Origin of the sequence: Pseudomonas sp. YL2 (assembly GCF_023063025.1) — a bacterium.
Classification (GTDB): domain Bacteria; phylum Pseudomonadota; class Gammaproteobacteria; order Pseudomonadales; family Pseudomonadaceae; genus Aquipseudomonas; species Aquipseudomonas putida_A.
In genome coordinates this window covers 327,564-346,436 of record NZ_JAJSLU010000005.1, presented here as the reverse complement: position 1 = coordinate 346,436, position 18,873 = coordinate 327,564, and the positions used below count along the sequence as shown (strand labels likewise).

At 60.5% G+C, this 18,873-nt stretch carries 21 protein-coding genes; 5 read left to right on the top strand and 16 right to left on the bottom strand.

Features of this window, described 5'->3' with window-relative positions; genetic code table 11:
• Positions 1-128 precede the first annotated feature (128 nt).
• The 12 genes from LVD08_RS10795 to LVD08_RS10740 all read right to left on the bottom strand — a co-directional run bounded on the left by LVD08_RS10795 (position 129) and on the right by LVD08_RS10740 (position 10,221).
• Positions 129-434: a YkgJ family cysteine cluster protein gene (locus LVD08_RS10795; protein WP_041072462.1), complete on the bottom strand. Its 306-nt coding sequence runs from the start codon at positions 432-434 to the stop codon at positions 129-131.
• Between the two features lie 53 nt (positions 435-487).
• Positions 488-979, bottom strand: coding sequence for a DUF2878 domain-containing protein (locus LVD08_RS10790; protein WP_247268109.1), 492 nt, complete (start codon positions 977-979; stop codon positions 488-490).
• On the bottom strand, positions 972-2,237 hold the full coding sequence (locus LVD08_RS10785; RefSeq protein WP_096797281.1) for an SAM-dependent methyltransferase: 1,266 nt from the start codon (positions 2,235-2,237) through the stop codon (positions 972-974). Before LVD08_RS10785 ends, LVD08_RS10790 begins: the two co-directional genes overlap by 8 nt.
• Positions 2,224-3,039, bottom strand: coding sequence for a DUF1365 domain-containing protein (locus LVD08_RS10780; protein ID WP_027612227.1), 816 nt, complete (start codon positions 3,037-3,039; stop codon positions 2,224-2,226). Before LVD08_RS10780 ends, LVD08_RS10785 begins: the two co-directional genes overlap by 14 nt.
• Positions 3,036-4,283 carry an NAD(P)/FAD-dependent oxidoreductase gene (locus tag LVD08_RS10775; protein ID WP_027612226.1) on the bottom strand — a complete coding sequence of 416 codons (1,248 nt, stop codon included), beginning with the start codon at positions 4,281-4,283 and terminating at the stop codon, positions 3,036-3,038. Before LVD08_RS10775 ends, LVD08_RS10780 begins: the two co-directional genes overlap by 4 nt.
• Positions 4,280-5,062 (bottom strand): SDR family NAD(P)-dependent oxidoreductase, encoded by a 783-nt coding sequence (locus LVD08_RS10770; protein WP_027612225.1) that lies wholly within the window; start codon positions 5,060-5,062, stop codon positions 4,280-4,282. Before LVD08_RS10770 ends, LVD08_RS10775 begins: the two co-directional genes overlap by 4 nt.
• Positions 5,059-5,481 carry a nuclear transport factor 2 family protein gene (locus LVD08_RS10765; protein WP_027612224.1) on the bottom strand — a complete coding sequence of 141 codons (423 nt, stop codon included), beginning with the start codon at positions 5,479-5,481 and terminating at the stop codon, positions 5,059-5,061. Before LVD08_RS10765 ends, LVD08_RS10770 begins: the two co-directional genes overlap by 4 nt.
• Positions 5,474-6,919, bottom strand: a complete 1,446-nt coding sequence (gene phrB / locus LVD08_RS10760) for a deoxyribodipyrimidine photo-lyase (protein WP_247268108.1) — start codon at positions 6,917-6,919, stop codon at positions 5,474-5,476. The genes LVD08_RS10765 and phrB overlap by 8 nt, the downstream gene beginning before the upstream one ends.
• An 11-nt stretch (positions 6,920-6,930) precedes the next feature.
• Complete coding sequence (locus LVD08_RS10755; RefSeq protein WP_096797277.1) at positions 6,931-7,872, bottom strand: MerR family transcriptional regulator; 942 nt, start codon at positions 7,870-7,872, stop codon at positions 6,931-6,933.
• The gene (locus LVD08_RS10750) at positions 7,872-8,834 is read right to left on the bottom strand and encodes a YbgA family protein (protein ID WP_247268107.1); all 963 of its coding nucleotides are present in this window, start codon (positions 8,832-8,834) and stop codon (positions 7,872-7,874) included. Before LVD08_RS10750 ends, LVD08_RS10755 begins: the two co-directional genes overlap by 1 nt.
• 188 nt (positions 8,835-9,022) lie before the next feature.
• Positions 9,023-9,238 carry a TIGR02450 family Trp-rich protein gene (locus LVD08_RS10745; RefSeq protein ID WP_027612220.1) on the bottom strand — a complete coding sequence of 72 codons (216 nt, stop codon included), beginning with the start codon at positions 9,236-9,238 and terminating at the stop codon, positions 9,023-9,025.
• Complete coding sequence (locus LVD08_RS10740) at positions 9,235-10,221, bottom strand: NAD(P)/FAD-dependent oxidoreductase (protein WP_007967686.1); 987 nt, start codon at positions 10,219-10,221, stop codon at positions 9,235-9,237. The genes LVD08_RS10745 and LVD08_RS10740 overlap by 4 nt, the downstream gene beginning before the upstream one ends.
• A 197-nt stretch (positions 10,222-10,418) precedes the next feature.
• On the opposite strand from LVD08_RS10740, the gene LVD08_RS10735 reads away from it, so the two are divergent.
• Both LVD08_RS10735 and hemH read left to right on the top strand, forming a co-directional pair.
• Positions 10,419-11,321, top strand: a complete 903-nt coding sequence (locus LVD08_RS10735) for a TIGR01777 family oxidoreductase (protein WP_247268106.1) — start codon at positions 10,419-10,421, stop codon at positions 11,319-11,321.
• A 13-nt stretch (positions 11,322-11,334) separates the two neighbouring features.
• Entirely contained in the window at positions 11,335-12,360 is a 1,026-nt protein-coding gene (gene hemH, locus LVD08_RS10730) for a ferrochelatase (protein ID WP_096797274.1), read from the top strand.
• 118 nt (positions 12,361-12,478) lie between these two features.
• Here the strand turns inward: hemH and LVD08_RS10725 are convergent, their stop codons facing one another.
• Together LVD08_RS10725 and upp are read right to left on the bottom strand one after the other, a co-directional pair.
• Positions 12,479-13,753 (bottom strand): uracil-xanthine permease family protein, encoded by a 1,275-nt coding sequence (locus LVD08_RS10725; protein WP_003228120.1) that lies wholly within the window; start codon positions 13,751-13,753, stop codon positions 12,479-12,481.
• A gap of 2 nt (positions 13,754-13,755) precedes the next feature.
• Complete coding sequence (gene upp, locus LVD08_RS10720; RefSeq protein WP_003228118.1) at positions 13,756-14,394, bottom strand: uracil phosphoribosyltransferase; 639 nt, start codon at positions 14,392-14,394, stop codon at positions 13,756-13,758.
• 161 nt (positions 14,395-14,555) lie between these two features.
• On the opposite strand from upp, the gene LVD08_RS10715 reads away from it, so the two are divergent.
• The 3 genes from LVD08_RS10715 (at position 14,556) to LVD08_RS10705 (ending at position 16,121) form a co-directional block, all read left to right on the top strand.
• On the top strand, positions 14,556-15,113 hold the full coding sequence (locus LVD08_RS10715; RefSeq protein ID WP_016987197.1) for a hypoxanthine-guanine phosphoribosyltransferase: 558 nt from the start codon (positions 14,556-14,558) through the stop codon (positions 15,111-15,113).
• A 177-nt stretch (positions 15,114-15,290) separates the two neighbouring features.
• Positions 15,291-15,770: a hypothetical protein gene (locus LVD08_RS10710; protein WP_247268105.1), complete on the top strand. Its 480-nt coding sequence runs from the start codon at positions 15,291-15,293 to the stop codon at positions 15,768-15,770.
• A 63-nt stretch (positions 15,771-15,833) separates the two neighbouring features.
• A complete protein-coding gene (locus LVD08_RS10705; RefSeq protein ID WP_247268104.1) occupies positions 15,834-16,121 on the top strand; it encodes a PA4642 family protein in 288 nt (95 codons plus the stop codon).
• A gap of 183 nt (positions 16,122-16,304) precedes the next feature.
• Here the strand turns inward: LVD08_RS10705 and mqo are convergent, their stop codons facing one another.
• Together mqo and LVD08_RS10695 are read right to left on the bottom strand one after the other, a co-directional pair.
• On the bottom strand, positions 16,305-17,813 hold the full coding sequence (gene mqo, locus LVD08_RS10700) for a malate dehydrogenase (quinone) (protein WP_247268103.1): 1,509 nt from the start codon (positions 17,811-17,813) through the stop codon (positions 16,305-16,307).
• A 709-nt stretch (positions 17,814-18,522) separates the two neighbouring features.
• Entirely contained in the window at positions 18,523-18,756 is a 234-nt protein-coding gene (locus LVD08_RS10695; RefSeq protein ID WP_007912834.1) for a hypothetical protein, read from the bottom strand.
• Positions 18,757-18,873 lie beyond the last annotated feature (117 nt).

Below are 18,873 nucleotides of genomic sequence, written 5' to 3'. Positions count from 1 at the left end.
CACCCCAAACCCTGGGGGGGGGTGACCTGGCTCGCGATTGGGGGGGCCCACCCACTATTTGTTTGCCGGTCCCCCCCCAACCGCAAGCAGTCTCACTCCTACATTTGTTTCAGTAGTGTTTTTCGGAATCAACGGTAGGCAGTGGCAATCCCTTTGCGTTCTTCAATGCACTCCGGTGCACCCATCTCGAATTCGCGACAGATCAGCGGACGTCTTTCGTAGATCGTGCACATCATGCTGTCGCGATCCAGCGCCGCGCACCAGCCGTCGTCCAGACGCAGCATCACTTCACCACCCCACTCATCGGTATCGATAAAGCGTTCGGGCACGCCGGTGTCGGTGATCAGCATCACCTCGAGCTGGCAACAGCACGCTGCGCAGGTCGAACAGGTGACCGCTGGCTCGGTGATTTGCTGGTGGGGAATGGTTTTCATGCTGCGCAGTGTAAGGCAGCCACCGGTTGCTGTGTGAAAGGCCTGACAGACGCTCAGTGGGCCAGCCGCCGTGCCATGGCATGCAGCAGCGGAAACAGCAGCGCCCACAGCAGGCCGATGCCGATCAGGGTCGGCACTTCACCGTAGGGAAATTGCACGCCGGCCAGCTGTCCGCCGCCGTAATAGGACACGGCGCCGCCCACTGCACCGAGTCCGCTGGCCAGCCACCACGGGCGGTCGCTCCATTGCAGGCAGTGCCGCAACGTGGTCGCGAGCAAGGCCCAGAGCAGCATCAGCCACAGCGGAATCAGTGGCGACAAATCCTGGAATTCGAACACGCCGGCAACGCGCAACAGACTGTCTACGGCTGTACCGACAAGCACCACGCTGAGGATCAAACGGCCTTCCGCCGCCCAACTGCTGATCCAGCCCAGATGAATCACCAACACCGCCAGCGCCAGCAGCAGCCACAGACTGTCGCCGCCGAGCACGCAGGCCAGCCAGCCGACCTGGAACAGCACGGCATTGGTCAGCCGCTCAAGCATCGAAGCGTCCGAGCAACGGCGCCGGCATCGCGGCCGGTTTGGCCAGCAGCAGTTGCGCGGTGCCGATGGTGCGCTCCAGAAACCCGCCTTCGCAGTAGCACAGGTAAAACTCCCACAGCCGCAGGAAGTAATCGTCGTAACCCAATTCGCTCAAACGGCCATGGGCGCGGCGAAAGTTTTCGTGCCACAGGCGCAGGGTGCGGGCGTAGTGCAGGCCGAAGTCTTCCATGTGCAGCAGGTTCATGTCGGTCTCGCGGCTGACCACTTCGAGCATCTTCTGCACGCAGGGCAGGGCGCCGCCGGGGAAGATGTAGCGCTGGATGAAGTCGACGCCGCGCTTGGCCTGCTCGTAGCGCTGCTCGCGGATGGTGATTGCCTGCAACAGCATCAGGCCGTTGCTCTTGAGCAGGTGCGCGCATTGCTTGAAATAGGTGGGCAGGAAGCGGTGACCGACCGCTTCGATCATCTCGATCGACACCAGTTTGTCGTATTCGCCGGTGAGGTCGCGGTAGTCGGTGAGCAGCAGCGTTACCCGATCCTGCAACCCCAGTGCTTCAATGCGCCTGGCGGTAAACGCGTACTGCTCTTTCGACAGCGTCGTGGTGGTGACACGGCAGCCGTAGTGCTGCGCGGCGTAGAGCGCCATGCTGCCCCAACCGGTGCCGATCTCCAGCAGATGATCTTCGGGCTTGAGTGCGAGCTTCTGGCAGATCCGTTCCAGCTTGTTCAACTGAGCCTGTTCCAGGCTGTCGTCGGGGCTGAGGAACTGCGCCGCCGAATACATCATGGTCGGGTCGAGAAATTGTTCGAACAGATCGTTGCCGAGGTCATAGTGCGCCGCGATGTTTTTCTGCGACCCCTTGCGCGTGTTGCGGTTGAGCCAGTGCAGGCCTTGCACCAGGGGCCGGCTGAGGCGGGCCAGACCGCGCTCCATGGCGTCGAGTACGTCGAGGTTGCTGACGAACACGCGCACGACCGCCGTCAGGTCCGGCGAACTCCAGTAACCGTGGATAAACGCTTCGCCGGCACCAATCGATCCGTTGCCGGCGACCATGCCCCACACCGCTGCATCCTGCACATGGATTTCGCCGAGCAGGTGGCTGCCCGGCGTGCCGAACATCAGGCGTTCGCCATCCTCGACCACCAGCAATTGCCCGTGTTTGAGCTGACTGAGTTGCCGCAAAACGCCGCGACGCAGCAGCGAACCGGTCAAACCGTTGGTGCTGAAGCGACTGACCGACAGGCTAGAGGATTTCATGGCGGTGCTCCTTGGGAGGCACAGTGGCGATCTGAAAGCTGCCGTCGGCAGCCTGATGAGCAAAAATCGGGGCACGCTTGAGCAACAGGCGCACGGCTTGCCAATAAATCGCCAGGCAGGTTTTCGCGGTCATCCACGGAAAACGTCGCAAGTAGCGGTGCAGGCTGTGGCGGTCGAGGGGTTCGCGCTGCAGATTGAGCGTGGCGTCGAACAGCTTGTGCTCACCCTGCCAGTCGGCCATGTGCACGCCGAGCTTTTGCGCAGCCGGGCTGAAGCTCATGCGGTACTCGAGGTCACGCGGCAAAAACGGCGAGACATGAAAGGCCTTGGCCACGGCGAAGTGCTGGTGAAAGTCTTGCAGGTTGGTCGGTGTGCGGGCCGGCAGCACGTAGTGATAACGTTCGCGCCACGGCGTGTTGGTGACTTCGCAGAGAATCGCCGCCAGTTGCCCGTCGGCCTCGTGGCAATAAAAGAAGCTCACCGGATTGAACGCCAGACCCCAACTGCGCGGTTGGGTCAGCAGGCAGATCGAACCCTGCGGTTGATGGCCGATGGCGACGCCGACTTGCTGGCGCACCGCATCGATCAGGCGCATGCCGCTGCCGGTGAAGGTTTTCAGGTAGTCGGTTTCGCGAAACGAAAACGGTGCAAAGCGGCTGCGACTGGCAAACGGTGACAGGCCGAACACGGCGTCCTGTTCCGCCAGATCGAGGTACAACAGACCGATCCGGTAACGGAATTCGTGGCGTCTGGGCGAAAAGCGCCGATGACCAATCCAGCCGCTGTACAGGGCGCTGTTCATAAGCTTTCCCCGAACGCGGCGGCCACGCGCAACGCGCTGACCACGCCGTCCTCATGAAAGCCGTTGGCCCAGTAGGCGCCGCAATAATGGGTGTGCTGCTGACCGTCGAGTTCGGCCCAGCGGTTTTGCGCCGCCACAGCCGCGAGGCTGAATTGCGGGTGGGCGTAGGTGTATTTGGCGAGCACCTTGAACGGGCTGATCCCGGCGCTCTGATTGAGGCTGACGCAGAACGTGGTGTCGCTCTGAATGCCCTGCAGGATGTTCATGTCGTAAGTGACGGCCGCGTGGGTATGGCCGGCGCCGCTCAAGCGATAGTTCCAGCTGGCCCACGCCAGTTTGCGGGTCGGCAGCAGACGGGTATCGGTATGCAGCACGACTTCGTTATCGGCATAGGGCAGGGCGCCGAGGATCGAGCGTTCCGCCTGGCTTGGCGTGCCGAGCAATTGCAGGGCCTGGTCGCTGTGGCAGGCAAGCACGACTTTGTCGAAACGCTCGATGCCGGCCGGGCTGTGGATAACCACGCCGTGTTCATCGCGATCGATGCGCGTCACCGGGCAACTGAGGCGGATCTTGTCGTGGAACGCCGCAGTCAACGGCGCAATGTAGGCACTGGAGCCGCCCTCGATCACCTGCCATTGCGGGCGATCACTGACTGACAGCAGGCCATGATTCTTGAAGAAGCGCACAAAGAATTGCAGCGGGAAATTGAGCATCTCGGCCATCGGCATCGACCAGATCGCCGAGCCCATCGGCACGATGTAATGCAGGATGAAACGTTCGCCATAACCGCCAGCCTTGAGGTAATCGTCGAGCGTGGTATCGGCGGCAATGCGCTGTTCGGCGAGGTCGCGCTGAGCTTCTTTATTGAAGCGCAGAATGTCGCGCAACATGCCCCAGAACCCCGGGGACAGCAGGTTGCTGCGCTGGGCGAAGAGGCTGTTGAGGTTGTTGCCGTTGTATTCCAGACCGGTGTCCGGGTCGGTGACCGAGAAGCTCATTTCCGTCGGTTTGAACGACACACCGAGCTGGCCGAGCAATCGAATGAAGTTCGGATAGGTCCAGTCGTTGAACACGATGAACCCAGTGTCCACTGCATATTCGCGGCCATCGACGGTCACTTGCACGGTGTGCGTGTGACCGCCGACCCAGTCGCTGGCCTCGAACACCGTGATGTCGTGTCGGCGATTGAGCAGGTGGGCGCAGGTCAGGCCGGCGATTCCGCTGCCGACAATGGCAATCTTCATATCGGGTCTCGCAGCGGTGGGTTGCTGCGCACCATGCGCTTGCCGATCGCCAGTTGCAGGCGCGCCGGCAGCTTCGACAGTGGCCACAGCGCCGCCATGAACAGTGCGGGAAAGGCGATCTCCAGCGGACGATCCTTGAGTTTGGCGAAAATATGCCGCGCCGCTTTATCCACAGGCCAGCTCAACGGCATCGGGAAGTCATTCTTGGCGGTCAGCGGGGTTTCGACAAAACCCGGGCTGATGATGGTGACATCGATGCCCTCGACGGCCAGATCGATCCGCAGCGATTCGAACAGATAGCGCAGCCCGGCCTTCGACGCGCCATAGGCTTCGGCCCGAGGCAGCGGCAGGTAGGTGACTGAGCTGGCCATGCCGATCAGATGCGGCGCGGTGCCTTTGCGCAGCAACGGCAGGGCCGCTTCGATGCAGTAACTGCTGGCGAGCAGGTTGGTGCGCACCACATGTTCGATGATCGAGGCATCGAACTGTCGCGCATCGACGTACTCGCAGGTGCCGGCATTGAGAATCACGCTGTCGAGCGAGCCCCAGGCCTGTTCGATCTGCTGGCCGATTTCGCGCACGGTCTGACTGTTGGTCAGATCGCCGGCCACCACCAGCACTTGCCCCGGATAACGTTGCGACAGCACTTTGAGCGGTGCCACCTGACGCGAACTGACAGCCAGATGCGCGCCGCTTTTCAGAATCTCTTCAGCCAGTGCTGCGCCGATGCCACTGCTGGCACCGGTCAGCCAATAACGCCGTGGAGGTGTACGACTCATCCCATTCTCCTTTTCAACCAGGCGATCACCCGGCCCAATACGGGTAAATGTTCATACAGCATGGCCCCGGCATCGAAATAATCCCGGTGGCGATAAACCTTGTCGCGCCACAGCAGGTGCGAACACCCGGCGACGCGAATCAATTGACCACCGGCCAGACGCGGGTGGCGGTAACTCATGACCCAGCGCAGGTAACCTTCACCGTCAGCGATCTGGTCGAAGCCGTGGAAATCGAAGCGCAGTTCGCTGACGTTGGCGTACAGCTCGCTGAAGTAATGTCGCAGTTGCACCAGCCCCTGCACTTCATGCAGCGGGTCGGTGAAGTGAATGTCATCGCTGTACAGCTCGCCCAGACGTTGCAAGTTGTCTTTGTTCAACTCGGCGAACTGGCGGGCGAAGCGGCGCAGGAATTCACTCATGAACTTCTTCCATAGACGAGCGCGACGGCAGGTTCTTGAACGCCGCCAGCGCGCGTTCGCGCGAAGCCCCGAGATTGACGATCGGCGCCGGATAATCCGCCACGCCGAACAGTCCACCGGCGCTGGCCGGGTTGTGTACTTCCTTCTTGTTCAGGCCGGCCAGTTCAGGCAGCCAGTGCTTGATGAACAGGCCTTCGCTGTCGAATTTTTCCGATTGGCTCAGCGGATTGAAGATGCGGAAGTACGGCGCCGAATCGGTGCCGGTCGAAGAACTCCATTGCCAGCCACCGTTGTTCGCCGCCAGATCGCCGTCGATCAGGTGGCGCATGAAAAAGCGCTCGCCTTCACGCCAGTCGATCAGCAGATTCTTGGTCAGGAACATCGCCACAATCATCCGCAAGCGGTTATGCATCCAGCCGGTTTCCAGCAGTTGGCGCATGGCTGCATCGATGATCGGCAAACCGGTCCGCGCCTCTTGCCAGGCCGCCAGATCGTCCGGCGCATCACGCCAGGCCAGGGCTTCGGTTTCCGGGCGAAATGCGCGGTGGCGCGAAACCCGTGGGTAGCCCACCAGAATGTGCTTGTAGAACTCACGCCACAGCAGCTCGTTGATCCACGTCACCGCGCCGACCTTGCCGCTGTCGAACTCGCCCTGATTGCTTTGCAAGGCCGCATGCAGGCATTGGCGCGGCGAAATCACCCCGGCGGCGAGGTACGCGGAAAGTTGACTGGTGCCGGGTTTGGCCGGGAAGTCGCGTTCGCTCTGGTAGTAGTCAATCTGCGCGTCGGCGAAGGTGTCGAGACGGCGCCGGGCTTCCTGTTCGCCGGCCGGCCACAGTGTGCGCAAAGACTCGCTCGGCGTTGCAAAACCGGCGACGGATGCCGGCACCGGATCGCTGTCGATGTTCAGCTTTGCCTGTTTGCCGGGCGTCTTGACCAGCGCCGGCATCGAGCGGTGCAGGCGTTCATAGCAGACCTTGCGGAACTGGCTGAACACCTGAAAGTAGGTTTCGGTTTTGGTCAGTACCGTGCCGGGCTTGAACAGCAGTTGGTCAAGGTAGCTGTGGAAAGCGATGCCTTTGGTTTTCAGGGCCACCGCCACCGCGGCGTCGCGCTGGCTTTCGTGGACGCCATATTCTTCGTTGACGTGCACAGCTTGAATATTCAATTGCACACAAAGTTCGAGCAGCACCGCCGGGGCCTGATCCCAATGATTGGCGGAACGCAGCAGCAACGGGATGTTCAGCTCGCCGAGGCGACTGCTCAGCTCACGCAGGTTGCGCAGCCAGAAGTCGACCTTGCACGCGGCGTCGTCATGTTCCAGCCATTGCTGCGGGCTCAGCAGATACACGGCAACCGTCGGACCGCGCGCTGCGGCGGCCGCGAGGGCGGTGTTGTCATGTAGGCGCAGGTCGCTGCGCAGCCAGATCAATTGCATCGCGGTTTCCATTAAATCAGCCCACGCTGAACCAGTTCCTGATGTGCCGAGAGCGGGTCTTCGGCCAGGATCAGATCAGCGATCTCAGGGGTTCTTACGGACAACTCGGTCTGGTGGATGCATACCGTTGGTCCGACGAGCATTTTTGCAGTGCCGATGCCATTCAGCAGTTTTGGCAGCTGCGCCAGATTCATCGCCTTGCTGGAATACAGCAGCACTCCCCGCGCTTGCAGATGATCGACCGCGAGCGCCAGTTCTCCGGCCGGTAGCGGCCAGTCGAACACTTGCACCGGGCAGTCGGCGCTGCTGATCAGCCACGCGCATAGCCACAGGTGCGGTTCCAGTGCCAGGTCCGAGTGATTGATCAGCAGCAACGGCGCAGCGTGTAATTGCCGATTGTTATGGTAGATGCGCGCGCCGAATTTGCTGCGTAACCAGGAATAAAAGAACACCCGTTCCATCTGTGCGCCGAACTGGCCTTGCCAGCGCTGCTCGAGTTCGGCCAGCAGCGGCAGGAGCAATTGCTCGCACAGGGTGCGTGGCGGGTACAGGGCCATGGCCTGGTTGATGCTATCGTCGAGGTTGCGCTCATTGAGCTGGATGACGGCGCCGAGCAAGGACTGGCGCTGCCGTTGCCAGTCGTTTTCCACCGTCTCGGTAAAGGCTTGCGGAGCATCGAGCAACGGTTTGACCTGACTGACAGCCACGCCTCGATTAAGCCAGGTCAGGATGGTCAGGATTCGTTGCACATGTTCGCTGGAATACAGGCGATGGCCCTTGGGCGTGCGCTGCGGCACGATCAACCCGTAACGGCGCTCCCAGGCGCGCAGGGTGATGGCGTTGACCCCGGTCTGCCGCGCCACTTCGCGGATCGGCAGCCAGCCCTCGTCGAGGGCTTTCTTGAAGTCGGCACCCAGGTCTTCCTGGGCGCTGGTGTCGAGTTTGTCGTTCATCAAATGGCGTTTCGCAGGCTGAGGTTTTCCGGATGCGGCTGCAAGTAAACCTGCCGCGCAATGTACGGATCCGGGTGTTGGCGAAAGTGGTGTTTGAGCAGAGTCAATGGCACCACCAGCGGCACGATGCCGTGGCGGTACTGGCCGATGACATGCTGCATTTCCTGTTTGTCTTCCGGGCTGATCGCCTGTTTCAGGTAGCCGCTGATGTGTTGCAGCACGTTGCTGTGGGTGCGGCGGGTAGCGCATTTCTTCAACGCGCTCATCAACTCGCTGAAATAGCGCGGGCCGAGTTCGACCGGATCGGTCTTGGCCATGTTGCCCAGCAGTTTGCCCAAGGCTTTGTATTGCTCAGGGTTGTGTGCCATCAGCAGGTATTTGTAGCGTGAGTGGAATTCGGTCAGTGCGCGGCGGCTCAAGCCTTGTTCGAGCACCTGCTGCCAGGCGCTGTAGGCGAGCACGCGGGTGATGAAGTTTTCCCGCAACACCGGATCGTTCAGGCGTCCGGCTTCTTCCACCGGCAGGTCAGGGTGCTGCGCACAGAACGCCTGAGCGTAGATGCCACGGCCGCCGCCGTTCACCGGCGCGCCGTTGGCGTGATAGACCTTGACCCGCTCCAGACCGCACGAAGGCGACTGCTGCATGAAGATATAGCCGCAGATGTCATTGAGCTCGCCGGCCATTTTCTGCCCGTAGGCTGCCAGTGGTTCGGTGACATTGATTTGCGGATTGACCGTACCGATAGCTTCAGGAGTATCGGGATCGCCAACCAGGCGGATCGGTTCGCGCGGGATGCCCAGGCCAATCGCGACTTCCGGACATACCGGCACGAATTCGAAATACTCGGCAAGGGTGCGGCTGCACAACCGCGATTCCTTGTGCCCGCCGTTGTAGCGCACTTCGGCGCCCATCAGGCAGGCGCTGATGGCGATTTTGGGCCGGGAAGCAGAAAGATCGGACATGCACACCTCGAATCTATTCCTGTACAGATATTTATCTCTGTACAACTTTTCCTCAGCATAGATTCATGCGTGTACAAGTCAACTCATTTGTATAAGTTTTTCCAGGTTAACCACGATCGACTGTGGGAGGCAGCATTGATGTTGAATGATGCGACGCCATCGCGAGCAGGCTCACTCCTACAGGATCTTTATTGCCAGCCCAGTAACCAGTGATCGTTGTTCTTCAACGTCTGCCAATCGAGGCGTTCGGCGCGCTTGGTCAGCACCGCCTGCAACTCGATCTCCAGCACCGTGCCTTCCTCATCCCGGAACAGCTCGGTGACCAGAAAGTGTTTTTCGCGGTTTTGCGGGTGGGCTGCTGTCCACTTCGACAGCAGCAATTTTTGTGGATTGATGCGATTCATTGCAGGTGTTCGTGCAAGCGGCGTGCAGCTTCTTGGCCACTGAGCCAGGCCCCTTCGACACGCCCCGACAGGCACCAGTCGCCGCAGGCGTACAAGCCCAGATCGGCGTCGGCCAGCGTGCCCCATTCGTGGCCGGTCGCAGGGCGTGCGTAGAGCCAGCGGTGGGCGAGGCTGAAAGTCGGAGCGGGCATCGCGCTGTGCAGCAGTTCGGCGAATGCACCGTGCAGTTGCTCGATGACCGCTTCCTTGGACAGGTCGATGTGTTGCCGACTCCAGGCGCTGCTGGCGTGCAGCACCCAGGTGTCGCAGGTGGTATCGCGCCCCGGTTTACTGCGGTTGCGTGCCAGCCAGTCGATGGGGCTGTCCTGCACGAAGCAACCTTCGATCGGCGTATCCAGTGGCGTATCGAAGGCGAGGGCGACGGCCCAGGTCGGGTCCATTTTCACCCCGGCGGCGGCGCCAGCGAGTTTTGGTGCGGCAGCCAGCAACGCCGTGGCTTGCGGCGCTGGCGTTGCAATCACCACGTGACTGAAGGGACCGTGGGTGAAGCCTTCGGCGTCCTGCAGGTGCCAGTGTTCTTCACCGCGAAACACCTCGGTGATACGGCAGGCGAAGTGCACTTCCAGACCGTCGAGCAAACCCCGGGTGATCGCACTCATGCGTGGCGTGCCGACCCATCGGGTCTGCTCGTCCGGCGACAGGTTCAGTTGCCCGCCCTGAAAGGTGTAGAGCTGCGGCGTCCACTCGGCGACCCAGCCCAGACTTTGCCAGCGTTGCACTTCGGTGACGAAACGCCGGTCGCGGGCGGTGAAGTATTGCGCGCCCATGTCCAGCGAACCGGCGTCGCTGCGTTTGCTCGACATGCGTCCGCCACTGCCGCGGCTTTTGTCGAAGAGCTGGACGGTGTGTCCGGCCTCTGTCAGCGCCTGCGCGGCGGAGAGTCCGGCGATGCCGGTGCCGATGATTGCGATAGGTACAGTCATAGGGGCCTCGTTTACCTTTCTGTACAGACTACGCCGTCAATGAAACCTGTACAATTTTGTTTTTTGGTATAACTTCTAGCGTTCTCGTTCTGACAGCTTGGCCTATGGTTAAACAATAGAGCCTGCCCGATAGAAAAGATCCCTGCTTATAAAAATAGACTAGTGATCCGGGTAAAACGCCACGCGAGGAAGAAGTCATGCACATATTGCTGACCGGCGGTACTGGTTTGATAGGCCGTCAGCTCTGCCGACACTGGTCGGGGCAGGGCCATCAATTGACGGTGTGGAGTCGACGCCCGGAAAAGGTCGCGAAAATCTGTGGCGCGCAGGTGCGTGCAATTTCGCGTCTCGAAGACTTCGGCAACGAGCCGCTGGACGCGGTGGTCAACCTGGCCGGTGCACCGATCGCTGATCGGCCATGGACCCATCGGCGCAAGGCGTTGCTGTGGAGCAGCCGCATCACCCTCACCGAAACCCTGCTGGCCTGGCTGGAAACACGGCAGCAGAAACCGGCGTTGTTGATCTCCGGTTCTGCTGTCGGCTGGTATGGCGACGGCGGTGAGCGCGAGCTGACCGAAGAGTCGCCGCCAGTGATCGACGATTTTGCCAGTCAGTTGTGCATTGCCTGGGAGGAAACCGCCCAGCGTGCCGAAGGTCAGGGCATCCGCGTGGTGCTGGTGCGAACCGGGCTGGTGCTGTCGGCCGAGGGCGGCTTTTTGTCGCGGCTGTTGCTGCCGTTCAAACTCGGGTTGGGTGGGCCGCTGGGCAATGGTCGGCAGTGGATGCCGTGGATTCACATCGATGATCAAATCGCCCTGATTGATTTTCTTCTGCACCGCGATCAGGCGAGCGGTCCTTATAATGCCTGCGCACCGAAACCGGTGCGCAATCGCGAGTTTGCCAAGACGCTGGGCAGCGTGCTGCACCGTCCGGCGTTCATGCCGATGCCGGCCCTGGCGCTGAAGGTCGGGCTTGGCGAAATGTCATTGCTGTTGCTGGGTGGCCAACGGGCCGTGCCGGCACGCTTGCTGGAAGCGGGTTTCACTTTCCAGTTCACGGATTTGCGCGCGGCTTTGGATGATCTCTCCGGCCGCCTTTGAAATAGGACGATGCATGACCGATCACGCCTTGCTTCTGGTCAACCTGGGTTCCCCGGCCTCCACCTCGGTGGCCGATGTACGCAGCTACCTCAATCAATTTCTGATGGACCCGTATGTGATCGACCTGCCGTGGCCGGTGCGGCGGCTGCTGGTGTCGCTGATCCTGATCAAGCGCCCTGAGCAATCGGCCCATGCCTACGCTTCGATCTGGTGGGAGGAGGGCTCGCCGCTGGTGGTGCTCAGCCGTCGTCTGCAGCAGCAGATGACCACCCAGTGGACCCACGGCCCGGTGGAACTGGCCATGCGTTATGGCGAGCCGTCGATTGAAACCAAATTGCTGCAACTGGTGGCGGCGGGGCACAAGCGCATCACGCTGGCACCGCTGTATCCACAGTTCGCCGACAGCACCACGACCACGGTGATCGAAGAAGCCAAGCGAGTGATTCGCGAGAACAAACTCGATGTGCAGCTTTCAGTGTTGCAACCGTTTTACGATCAGCCTGAGTACATCGACGCGCTGGTCGCCAGCGCTACCCCGCATTTGCAGCAGGACTACGATCACTTGCTGCTGAGCTTCCATGGCTTGCCGGAGCGGCACCTGACGAAGCTCGATCCGACTGGCAATCACTGCTTGAAAAACGCGGATTGCTGCAAGAACGCTTCGCCGGCCGTGCTGGCCACCTGTTACCGCGCCCAGTGCATACGCACCGCCGCCGAGTTCGCCAGGCGCGCGGGCATTGCCGATGGCAAATGGTCGGTGTCGTTTCAGTCGCGTCTGGGGCGGGCGAAGTGGATCGAACCCTACACTGAAGCGCGGCTGGACGAGCTGGCGCAAAGCGGGGTGAAGAAGATTCTGGTGATGTGCCCGGCGTTTGTCGCCGATTGCATCGAGACGCTGGAAGAGATCGGTGATCGCGGCAAGGAACAGTTCCGCGAAGCGGGGGGCGAGGAGTTGGTGCTGGTGCCGTGCCTGAATGACGACCCGCAATGGGCGAAGGCGTTGGCAACCCTGTGCGAGAGAGCGCCGCTAGCGCTTTAAAGCCAAAAGCTTCGCGAGCAAGCCCGCTCCCACATTTGATCTTCGGTACGCTGAAGATCACCTGTGGGAGCGGGCTTGCTCGCGAAAGCTATCTGTCAGACAACAAGCATCCAGATCCTTAGATCAGCGGCTCATCCGCCTTCTTGTTCTTCCAGCCATCATTGCCCGGCAGAATCAGGTTCAGCGCAATCGCCACCACCGCGCACAGCGCGATGCCTTTGAGGCCGAAGTCGTCCGGGCCAGTGCCGGTGCCGACCAGCACACCGCCGATACCGAACACCAGGGTCACCGAAACGATCACCAGATTGCGTGCCTCACCGAGGTCGATCTTGTGACGGATCAAAGTGTTCATCCCCACTGCCGCGATCGAGCCGAACAGCAGGCAAAGAATCCCGCCCATCACCGGCACCGGAATGCTTTGCAGCAGCGCGCCGAACTTGCCGATGAACGCCAGGGTGATGGCGAAGATCGCCGCCCAGGTCATGATTTTCGGATTGTAGTTCTTGGTCAGCATCACCGCGCCGGTCACTTCGGCGTAGGTGGTATTCGGCGGGCCGCCAAACAGACCGGCCGCCGTGGTGGCGATGCCGTCACCGAGCAGGGTGCGATGCAGGCCCGGTTTCTTCAGGTAGTCACGACCGGTCACGCTACCCACCGCGATCACGCCGCCGATGTGCTCGATGGCCGGAGCCAGCGCCACCGGAACGATGAACAGGATCGCCTGCCAGTTGAACTCCGGCGCGGTGAAATGCGGCAGGGCGAACCATGGCGCCGCCGCAATCTTCGCGGTATCGACCACACCGAAATAGAACGACATGGCAAAGCCGACCAGTACCCCGGAAATGATCGGCACCAGGCGGAAGATGCCCTTACCGAACACCGCCACGATCAACGTGGTCAGCAGCGCCGGCATCGAGATCATCATCGCGGTCTGGTAGTGGATCAGCTCGGAACCGTCACCCGCCTTGCCCATCGCCATGTTCGCGGCAATCGGCGCCATGGCCAGACCGATGGAGATGATCACCGGGCCAATCACCACTGGCGGCAGCAGACGGTCAATGAAACCGGTGCCTTTGATTTTCACGGCGAGGCCGAGGAAGGTGTAGACGAAACCGGCTGCCATCACGCCGCCCATGGTCGCGGCGAGGCCGAACTGGCCCTTGGCGAGAATGATCGGGGTGATGAAGGCAAAGCTCGACGCCAGAAACACCGGCACCTGACGCCCGGTGACAATCTGGAACAGGATCGTCCCCAGACCCGCGGTAAACAGTGCCACGTTCGGGTCAAGCCCGGTGATCAGCGGCATCAGCACCAGGGCGCCGAAAGCCACGAACAGCATCTGGGCGCCGGACAGCACCGTGCGCCAGAGCGGATCGTTGAACTCTTGCTGCATGCTCACGCGTCCTTCTGCTTGGTACCGAAGATCTTGTCACCGGCATCGCCAAGCCCTGGGATGATGTAACCGTGTTCGTTCAGACGCTCATCGATGGAAGCGGTGTAGATGGTCACGTCCGGGTGAGCCTGTTCCACAGCAGCAATGCCTTCCGGCGCGGCCACCAGCACCATTGCGCGGATGTCCTTGCAACCGGCTTTCTTCAGCAGATCGATGGTCGCGACCATGGAGCTGCCGGTGGCGAGCATCGGGTCGATGATCATCGCCAGCCGTTCGTCGATTTCCGGAACCAGTTTTTCCAGATAAGTGTGCGCTTGCAGGGTTTCTTCATTGCGGGCAACGCCCACAGCGGAAACCTTGGCACCCGGGATCAGGCTCAGCACGCCTTCGAGCATGCCGATGCCGGCGCGCAGGATCGGCACGACGGTGATCTTCTTGCCGGCGATTTTCTCCACCGACACAGTGCCGCACCAACCGGCGATATCGTAGGATTCGAGCGGCAGATCTTTTGTAGCTTCATAGGTCAACAGGGCGCCGACTTCCTGAGCAAGCTCACGGAAATTCTTGGTGCTGATATCGGCGCGGCGCATCAGGCCGAGTTTATGGCGGATCAGCGGGTGGCGGATCTCGAGGATGGGCATGGAAAAACTCCGGCGGCGGGCAAAAAAACCGGCCTAGATTAATCTATCCGAGGGTGATGTCCTATAGGACATTGAGTACGTTAGTCCATTAAGGCTTGATTCGACCTCACGGGATGCGTACCTTTGCCCGCTTTTCCGAAAACATCCCCCTGGAGAGCGCCATGTCCGCTGATCTCGAGCATATCCGTCAAATCATGCGAGAGGCTGACTGCCTGTACACCGAATCTGAAGTCGAGGCCGCCATCGCCCGCGTCGGTGCACAAATCAACGAACAACTGGCCGATAGCAACCCGGTGGTGTTCTGCGTGATGAACGGCGGCCTGATCTTCTCCGGCAAACTGCTGACTCACCTGCAATTCCCGCTGGAAGCGTCCTACCTGCACGCGACCCGTTATCGCAACGAAACCAGCGGCGGCGACCTGTTCTGGAAAGCCAAGCCGGAAGTCTCGTTCATCGACCGCGACGTGCTGATCATCGACGACATCCTCGACGAAGGTCACACCCTGGGCGCGATCATCGACTTCTGCAAACACGCCGGCGCACGCAAAGTGCACACCGCCGTGCTGATCGACAAGGATCACGACCGCAAGGCGCGTCCTGATCTGAAGGCAGACTTCGTCGGCCTGCCGTGCATTGACCGCTACATCTTCGGTTACGGCATGGACTACAAAGGCTACTGGCGCAACGCCAACGGGATCTTTGCCGTTAAAGGCATGTAAGACCCCGCGCTATCCCTTGTGGGAGCGAGCCTGCTCGCGATAGCGGTCTGTCAGCAATGTTGATGTTGACTGATACGACGCTACCGCGAGCAGGCTCGCTCCCACAGTTGTTTTGTGTGTGCTGATCCATCCGCGTTCCCCATGCTAGAGTGCTCGGCCCCGCCCCCGGAGCCTGCCATGAGCCTCTTGATCCGCAGCCTTGCCGCCCTGTTGCTGATCCTCAGCCTGCCGCTGTCTGCGGCACCGATGCACAGTCAATTCCTGCCGCCGGACGACCTGACCCTGCGCGATGCTGAACCCGAGCAGCAACAACTGCTGCAGGTCACCGATTATTCGGTGGTGGTCGGTGCGCAACGCCAGTCCAATCAGCAGCCGATTCCGGTCACGTCGCCGCTGATGATTCGCCTCAAGGGTAAGTCGCTGAACAAGGGCGCAACCATCGCCCAGGTGCTGGTCAATTTCGATGGCGAAAGCAAAAGCCTGAAAAAACCGGCTTATGACGACAAGAGCAAAACCCTGACCCTGTTTTACCCGTTGGCCCAGTACCGGGTGGTGATCGATTTGCTGCGCAACGACACCGTGTATGTACAGTTCCTCAGTTACGCCAACGGCCACATCTGGGCCGATCTGCACACCGGGGCCGTTCGTTCGCGTTGAGCCGGGTGGCTGGGCAGGGGTAAACTGCCCGCCCCGTGTAATGTCTGCGAGCTGGAGTCGGCAATGCGTAAAGATAAGAAACAGGTGATTGGTGACGAGATCGGCGATGAGCAGATCAAGCTGTTCCTCGATTTTGAACCGGTCGACGCCACTTCGCCGTCGCTGCACAAACTGATCAAGGCCTACCGTGGCCTGCGCATCGACGATTTCGAGCGCTTCCTGACGTTCTTCGTGGCGGCCGGTTATGACGTGGATGGCGAGGATGAGCACGGCAAGACCTTCGTTGACCTGATCGCCGATCAGCGCAATGCCCCGGACTATATCGAACTGATCGAAAAATCCCGCGCCTAATACCATCCCTGTGGCGAGGGAGCTTGCTCCCGCCGGGCTGCGCAGCGGCCCCAAACTCTTGTGAGCGCTGCGCACTCAAGCGGGAGCAAGCTCCCTCGCCACAGAGGTCAGTGTTTCAAATACTGGCCATAAAAAAAACGCCCCGCACTCACCGAGTACGGGGCGTTTTTTTATGGCGCAAGATCAAGCGAAGCTTGGGGTCTCGCTGCTTTCTTCAACCAGTTCCAGGGCGATGTTGTTCTGCGTGTTGATCTTGCGATACAGCGCAGCATCGGTTTCCAGAACCTTCTCGCGGGCCGGGAAGATCTCCGCCAGTTTGGCCGCCCACTCACCCTTGGCCTTGGCCGGGAAGCATTTCTCGATCAGCTCGAGCATGATCGAAACGGTCACCGAAGCACCTGGCGAAGCGCCGAGCAGGGCGGCGAGGGAGCCGTCTTTCGCCGCAACCAGTTCGGTACCGAATTGCAGGATGCCGCCTTTTTTCGGGTCTTTCTTGATGATCTGTACCCGTTGGCCGGCCACTTCCAGGCGCCAGTCCTCGGCTTTCGCCTCCGGGTAGAAGCGGCGCAGGGATTCCAGACGCTGCTCCATCGATTGCATCACTTCGCTGACCAGATATTTGGTCAGGTCCATGTTGTTCTTCGCCACTGCCAGCATCGGGCCGATGTTGCCGGCGCGAACCGACAGCGGCAGGTCCATGAAGGAACCGTGCTTGAGGAACTTGGTGGTGAAACCGGCGTATGGCCCGAACAGCAGGGATTTCTTGCCATCGACCACACGGGTGTCCAGGTGCGGCACCGACATTGGTGGCGAACCGACTGCAGCCTGGCTGTAGACCTTGGCCTGGTGGTGCTTGACCACTTCCGGGTTGTCGCAACGCAGCCATTGCCCGCTGATCGGGAATCCGCCGAAGCCTTTGCTTTCTTCGATGCCCGAAGCCTGCAGCAATGGCAGAGCCGCGCCGCCAGCGCCGAGGAAGACGAACTTGGCGTCGACTTCACGGCTGGCGCCGCTGTTGACGTCCTTGATGCTGACGGTCCAGCCGGCGCCGTTACGCTTGAGGCCGGTGACGCGCTTGCAGTATTTGACCTGGGTGTCCGGTGCGCTGGTCAGGTGCTTGAGCAACTGATTGGTCAGGGCGCCGAAGTTGACGTCGGTGCCATTCATCACGCGGGTAGCGGCCAGGACTTCGTCCGGCGAGCGGCCCGGCATCATCAGCGGCATCCACTCGGCCATCCTGGCCTTGTCTTCGGTGTATTCCATGTCGGAGAAGGCGTGGTGCTTGTGCAGCACGTTGAAGCGTTCCTTGAGGAACGACACGCCTTTGTCACCCTGAACGAAGCTCAGGTGCGGCACCGGGCTGATGAAGGATTTGCACGAGCCGAAGGTGCCTTTCTTGGTCAGGTACGACCAGAACTGTTTGGACACTTCGAACTGGGTGTTGATGTGCACGGCTTTCTTGATGTCGACGCTGCCGTCGGCTGCCTGCGGCGTGTAGTTCAGCTCGCACAGGCCGGCGTGGCCGGTACCGGCGTTGTTCCACGGGTTGGAACTCTCCGCAGCACCGGAATCCATCAACTCGACGACTTCCAGCTTGATCGCCGGGTCGAGCTCTTTGAGCAGTACTGCCAGGGTGGCACTCATGATGCCGGCCCCTACCAGAACTACGTCGACTGCTTCGTTATGCGCCATTTAACGCGTCTCCAAAATCTGCAGCACCAAATTGTCGGCATGGCTGCCAGGGAGTGACGGGGCAGGTCAGTTGCGCCCCGGATACCCATGGTCAGGTTCGTCATGTCCGAATCTTCGCAATTTTTCGCAACTTCGACGGATGCATGCGGCCTGGCTTCAAGAGCTCCATGAACTCATTTCAGCACGCGGCTGGCAATTCGACTTATGGTCGAGACATCCGTTTTTGTGCAACCAAATCCGTAGCGGACAGGCTTCAGGCTCCGATGTTCGAGGTATACCCGGTCCTGTGTCGTTGGGCTGTTTCAGACGCTAATGGTGCATGTTCAGACGCAAAACTTTTCATTTGCTCGCCACACTCTTGTGAAGTTGTGAAAACCCGTTTTTTTCACGCTCTTTTGAAGACGTGAACCTCAAAAAAGGGCTGTCCAGGCCTGGCACCCTGCCCGCAAGGGCAAAACAACGCGGTGGCCGAGCGTCATGACAGCTCTGCAGATTCGCGAAAAGCGGGGTTTTTGCCGGAAGAACAGGCAAGCGCGCCAACTTCACTCGATCTGTGTGGGCGGCTCTCTGTGGGCGATTTGGGTGTCGATGCATGCGCATTGACGGTGTTGCGGGGCCCGATCAGGAGACGTCCTTATAATCGGGGGGAGATTGTATCGAAGAAATGCGGGCAGTTGCTCGTGTTTAATGACTTTTATTAGGCATCCGGTCAGATGCTCAACATCGCTTGCACGCGTGCGCGGGGCTGCGACGCTATGACGCGGGCGCTGGCGGGCAGTGGCTGGTGCAACCAGTTGAGGCGGATTTCTTCGATTTCCACCCAGCCATCGCCCATCGGTTGCAGGCTGCACTGCTTGAATGCCTGGCAATGACCGTTGCGATCGAGCAGGGCAAAACTGCGGTGCAGTGGGCGTGGGGCGAACAACGAGATCAGATAACGCATGGCCGAGTACCTTGTTGGAGGACTGGTTTGAAGCTTGCCTGGCGGCCGTGACGCCGAGGTGTATGGGCGGTGAACAATCTGTGACAGGAACCGCATTCCCACGGCTGGGTCAGACAT

Coding starts and splice junctions, on each gene's coding strand:
- mqo (WP_247268103.1), bottom strand. CDS start 17,813: ATGGCGCATAACGAAGCAGTCGACGTAGTTCTGGTAGGGGCCGGCATC.
- LVD08_RS10715 (WP_016987197.1), top strand. CDS start 14,556: ATGTCCGCTGATCTCGAGCATATCCGTCAAATCATGCGAGAGGCTGAC.
- LVD08_RS10725 (WP_003228120.1), bottom strand. CDS start 13,753: ATGCAGCAAGAGTTCAACGATCCGCTCTGGCGCACGGTGCTGTCCGGC.
- upp (WP_003228118.1), bottom strand. CDS start 14,394: ATGCCCATCCTCGAGATCCGCCACCCGCTGATCCGCCATAAACTCGGC.
- LVD08_RS10775 (WP_027612226.1), bottom strand. CDS start 4,283: ATGAAGATTGCCATTGTCGGCAGCGGAATCGCCGGCCTGACCTGCGCC.
- LVD08_RS10755 (WP_096797277.1), bottom strand. CDS start 7,872: ATGAACGACAAACTCGACACCAGCGCCCAGGAAGACCTGGGTGCCGAC.
- LVD08_RS10740 (WP_007967686.1), bottom strand. CDS start 10,221: ATGACTGTACCTATCGCAATCATCGGCACCGGCATCGCCGGACTCTCC.
- LVD08_RS10770 (WP_027612225.1), bottom strand. CDS start 5,062: ATGAGTCGTACACCTCCACGGCGTTATTGGCTGACCGGTGCCAGCAGT.
- LVD08_RS10710 (WP_247268105.1), top strand. CDS start 15,291: ATGAGCCTCTTGATCCGCAGCCTTGCCGCCCTGTTGCTGATCCTCAGC.
- LVD08_RS10750 (WP_247268107.1), bottom strand. CDS start 8,834: ATGTCCGATCTTTCTGCTTCCCGGCCCAAAATCGCCATCAGCGCCTGC.
- LVD08_RS10695 (WP_007912834.1), bottom strand. CDS start 18,756: ATGCGTTATCTGATCTCGTTGTTCGCCCCACGCCCACTGCACCGCAGT.
- LVD08_RS10780 (WP_027612227.1), bottom strand. CDS start 3,039: ATGAACAGCGCCCTGTACAGCGGCTGGATTGGTCATCGGCGCTTTTCG.
- phrB (WP_247268108.1), bottom strand. CDS start 6,919: ATGCAATTGATCTGGCTGCGCAGCGACCTGCGCCTACATGACAACACC.
- LVD08_RS10745 (WP_027612220.1), bottom strand. CDS start 9,238: ATGAATCGCATCAATCCACAAAAATTGCTGCTGTCGAAGTGGACAGCA.
- LVD08_RS10735 (WP_247268106.1), top strand. CDS start 10,419: ATGCACATATTGCTGACCGGCGGTACTGGTTTGATAGGCCGTCAGCTC.
- LVD08_RS10785 (WP_096797281.1), bottom strand. CDS start 2,237: ATGAAATCCTCTAGCCTGTCGGTCAGTCGCTTCAGCACCAACGGTTTG.
- LVD08_RS10705 (WP_247268104.1), top strand. CDS start 15,834: ATGCGTAAAGATAAGAAACAGGTGATTGGTGACGAGATCGGCGATGAG.
- LVD08_RS10795 (WP_041072462.1), bottom strand. CDS start 434: ATGAAAACCATTCCCCACCAGCAAATCACCGAGCCAGCGGTCACCTGT.
- hemH (WP_096797274.1), top strand. CDS start 11,335: ATGACCGATCACGCCTTGCTTCTGGTCAACCTGGGTTCCCCGGCCTCC.
- LVD08_RS10790 (WP_247268109.1), bottom strand. CDS start 979: ATGCTTGAGCGGCTGACCAATGCCGTGCTGTTCCAGGTCGGCTGGCTG.
- LVD08_RS10765 (WP_027612224.1), bottom strand. CDS start 5,481: ATGAGTGAATTCCTGCGCCGCTTCGCCCGCCAGTTCGCCGAGTTGAAC.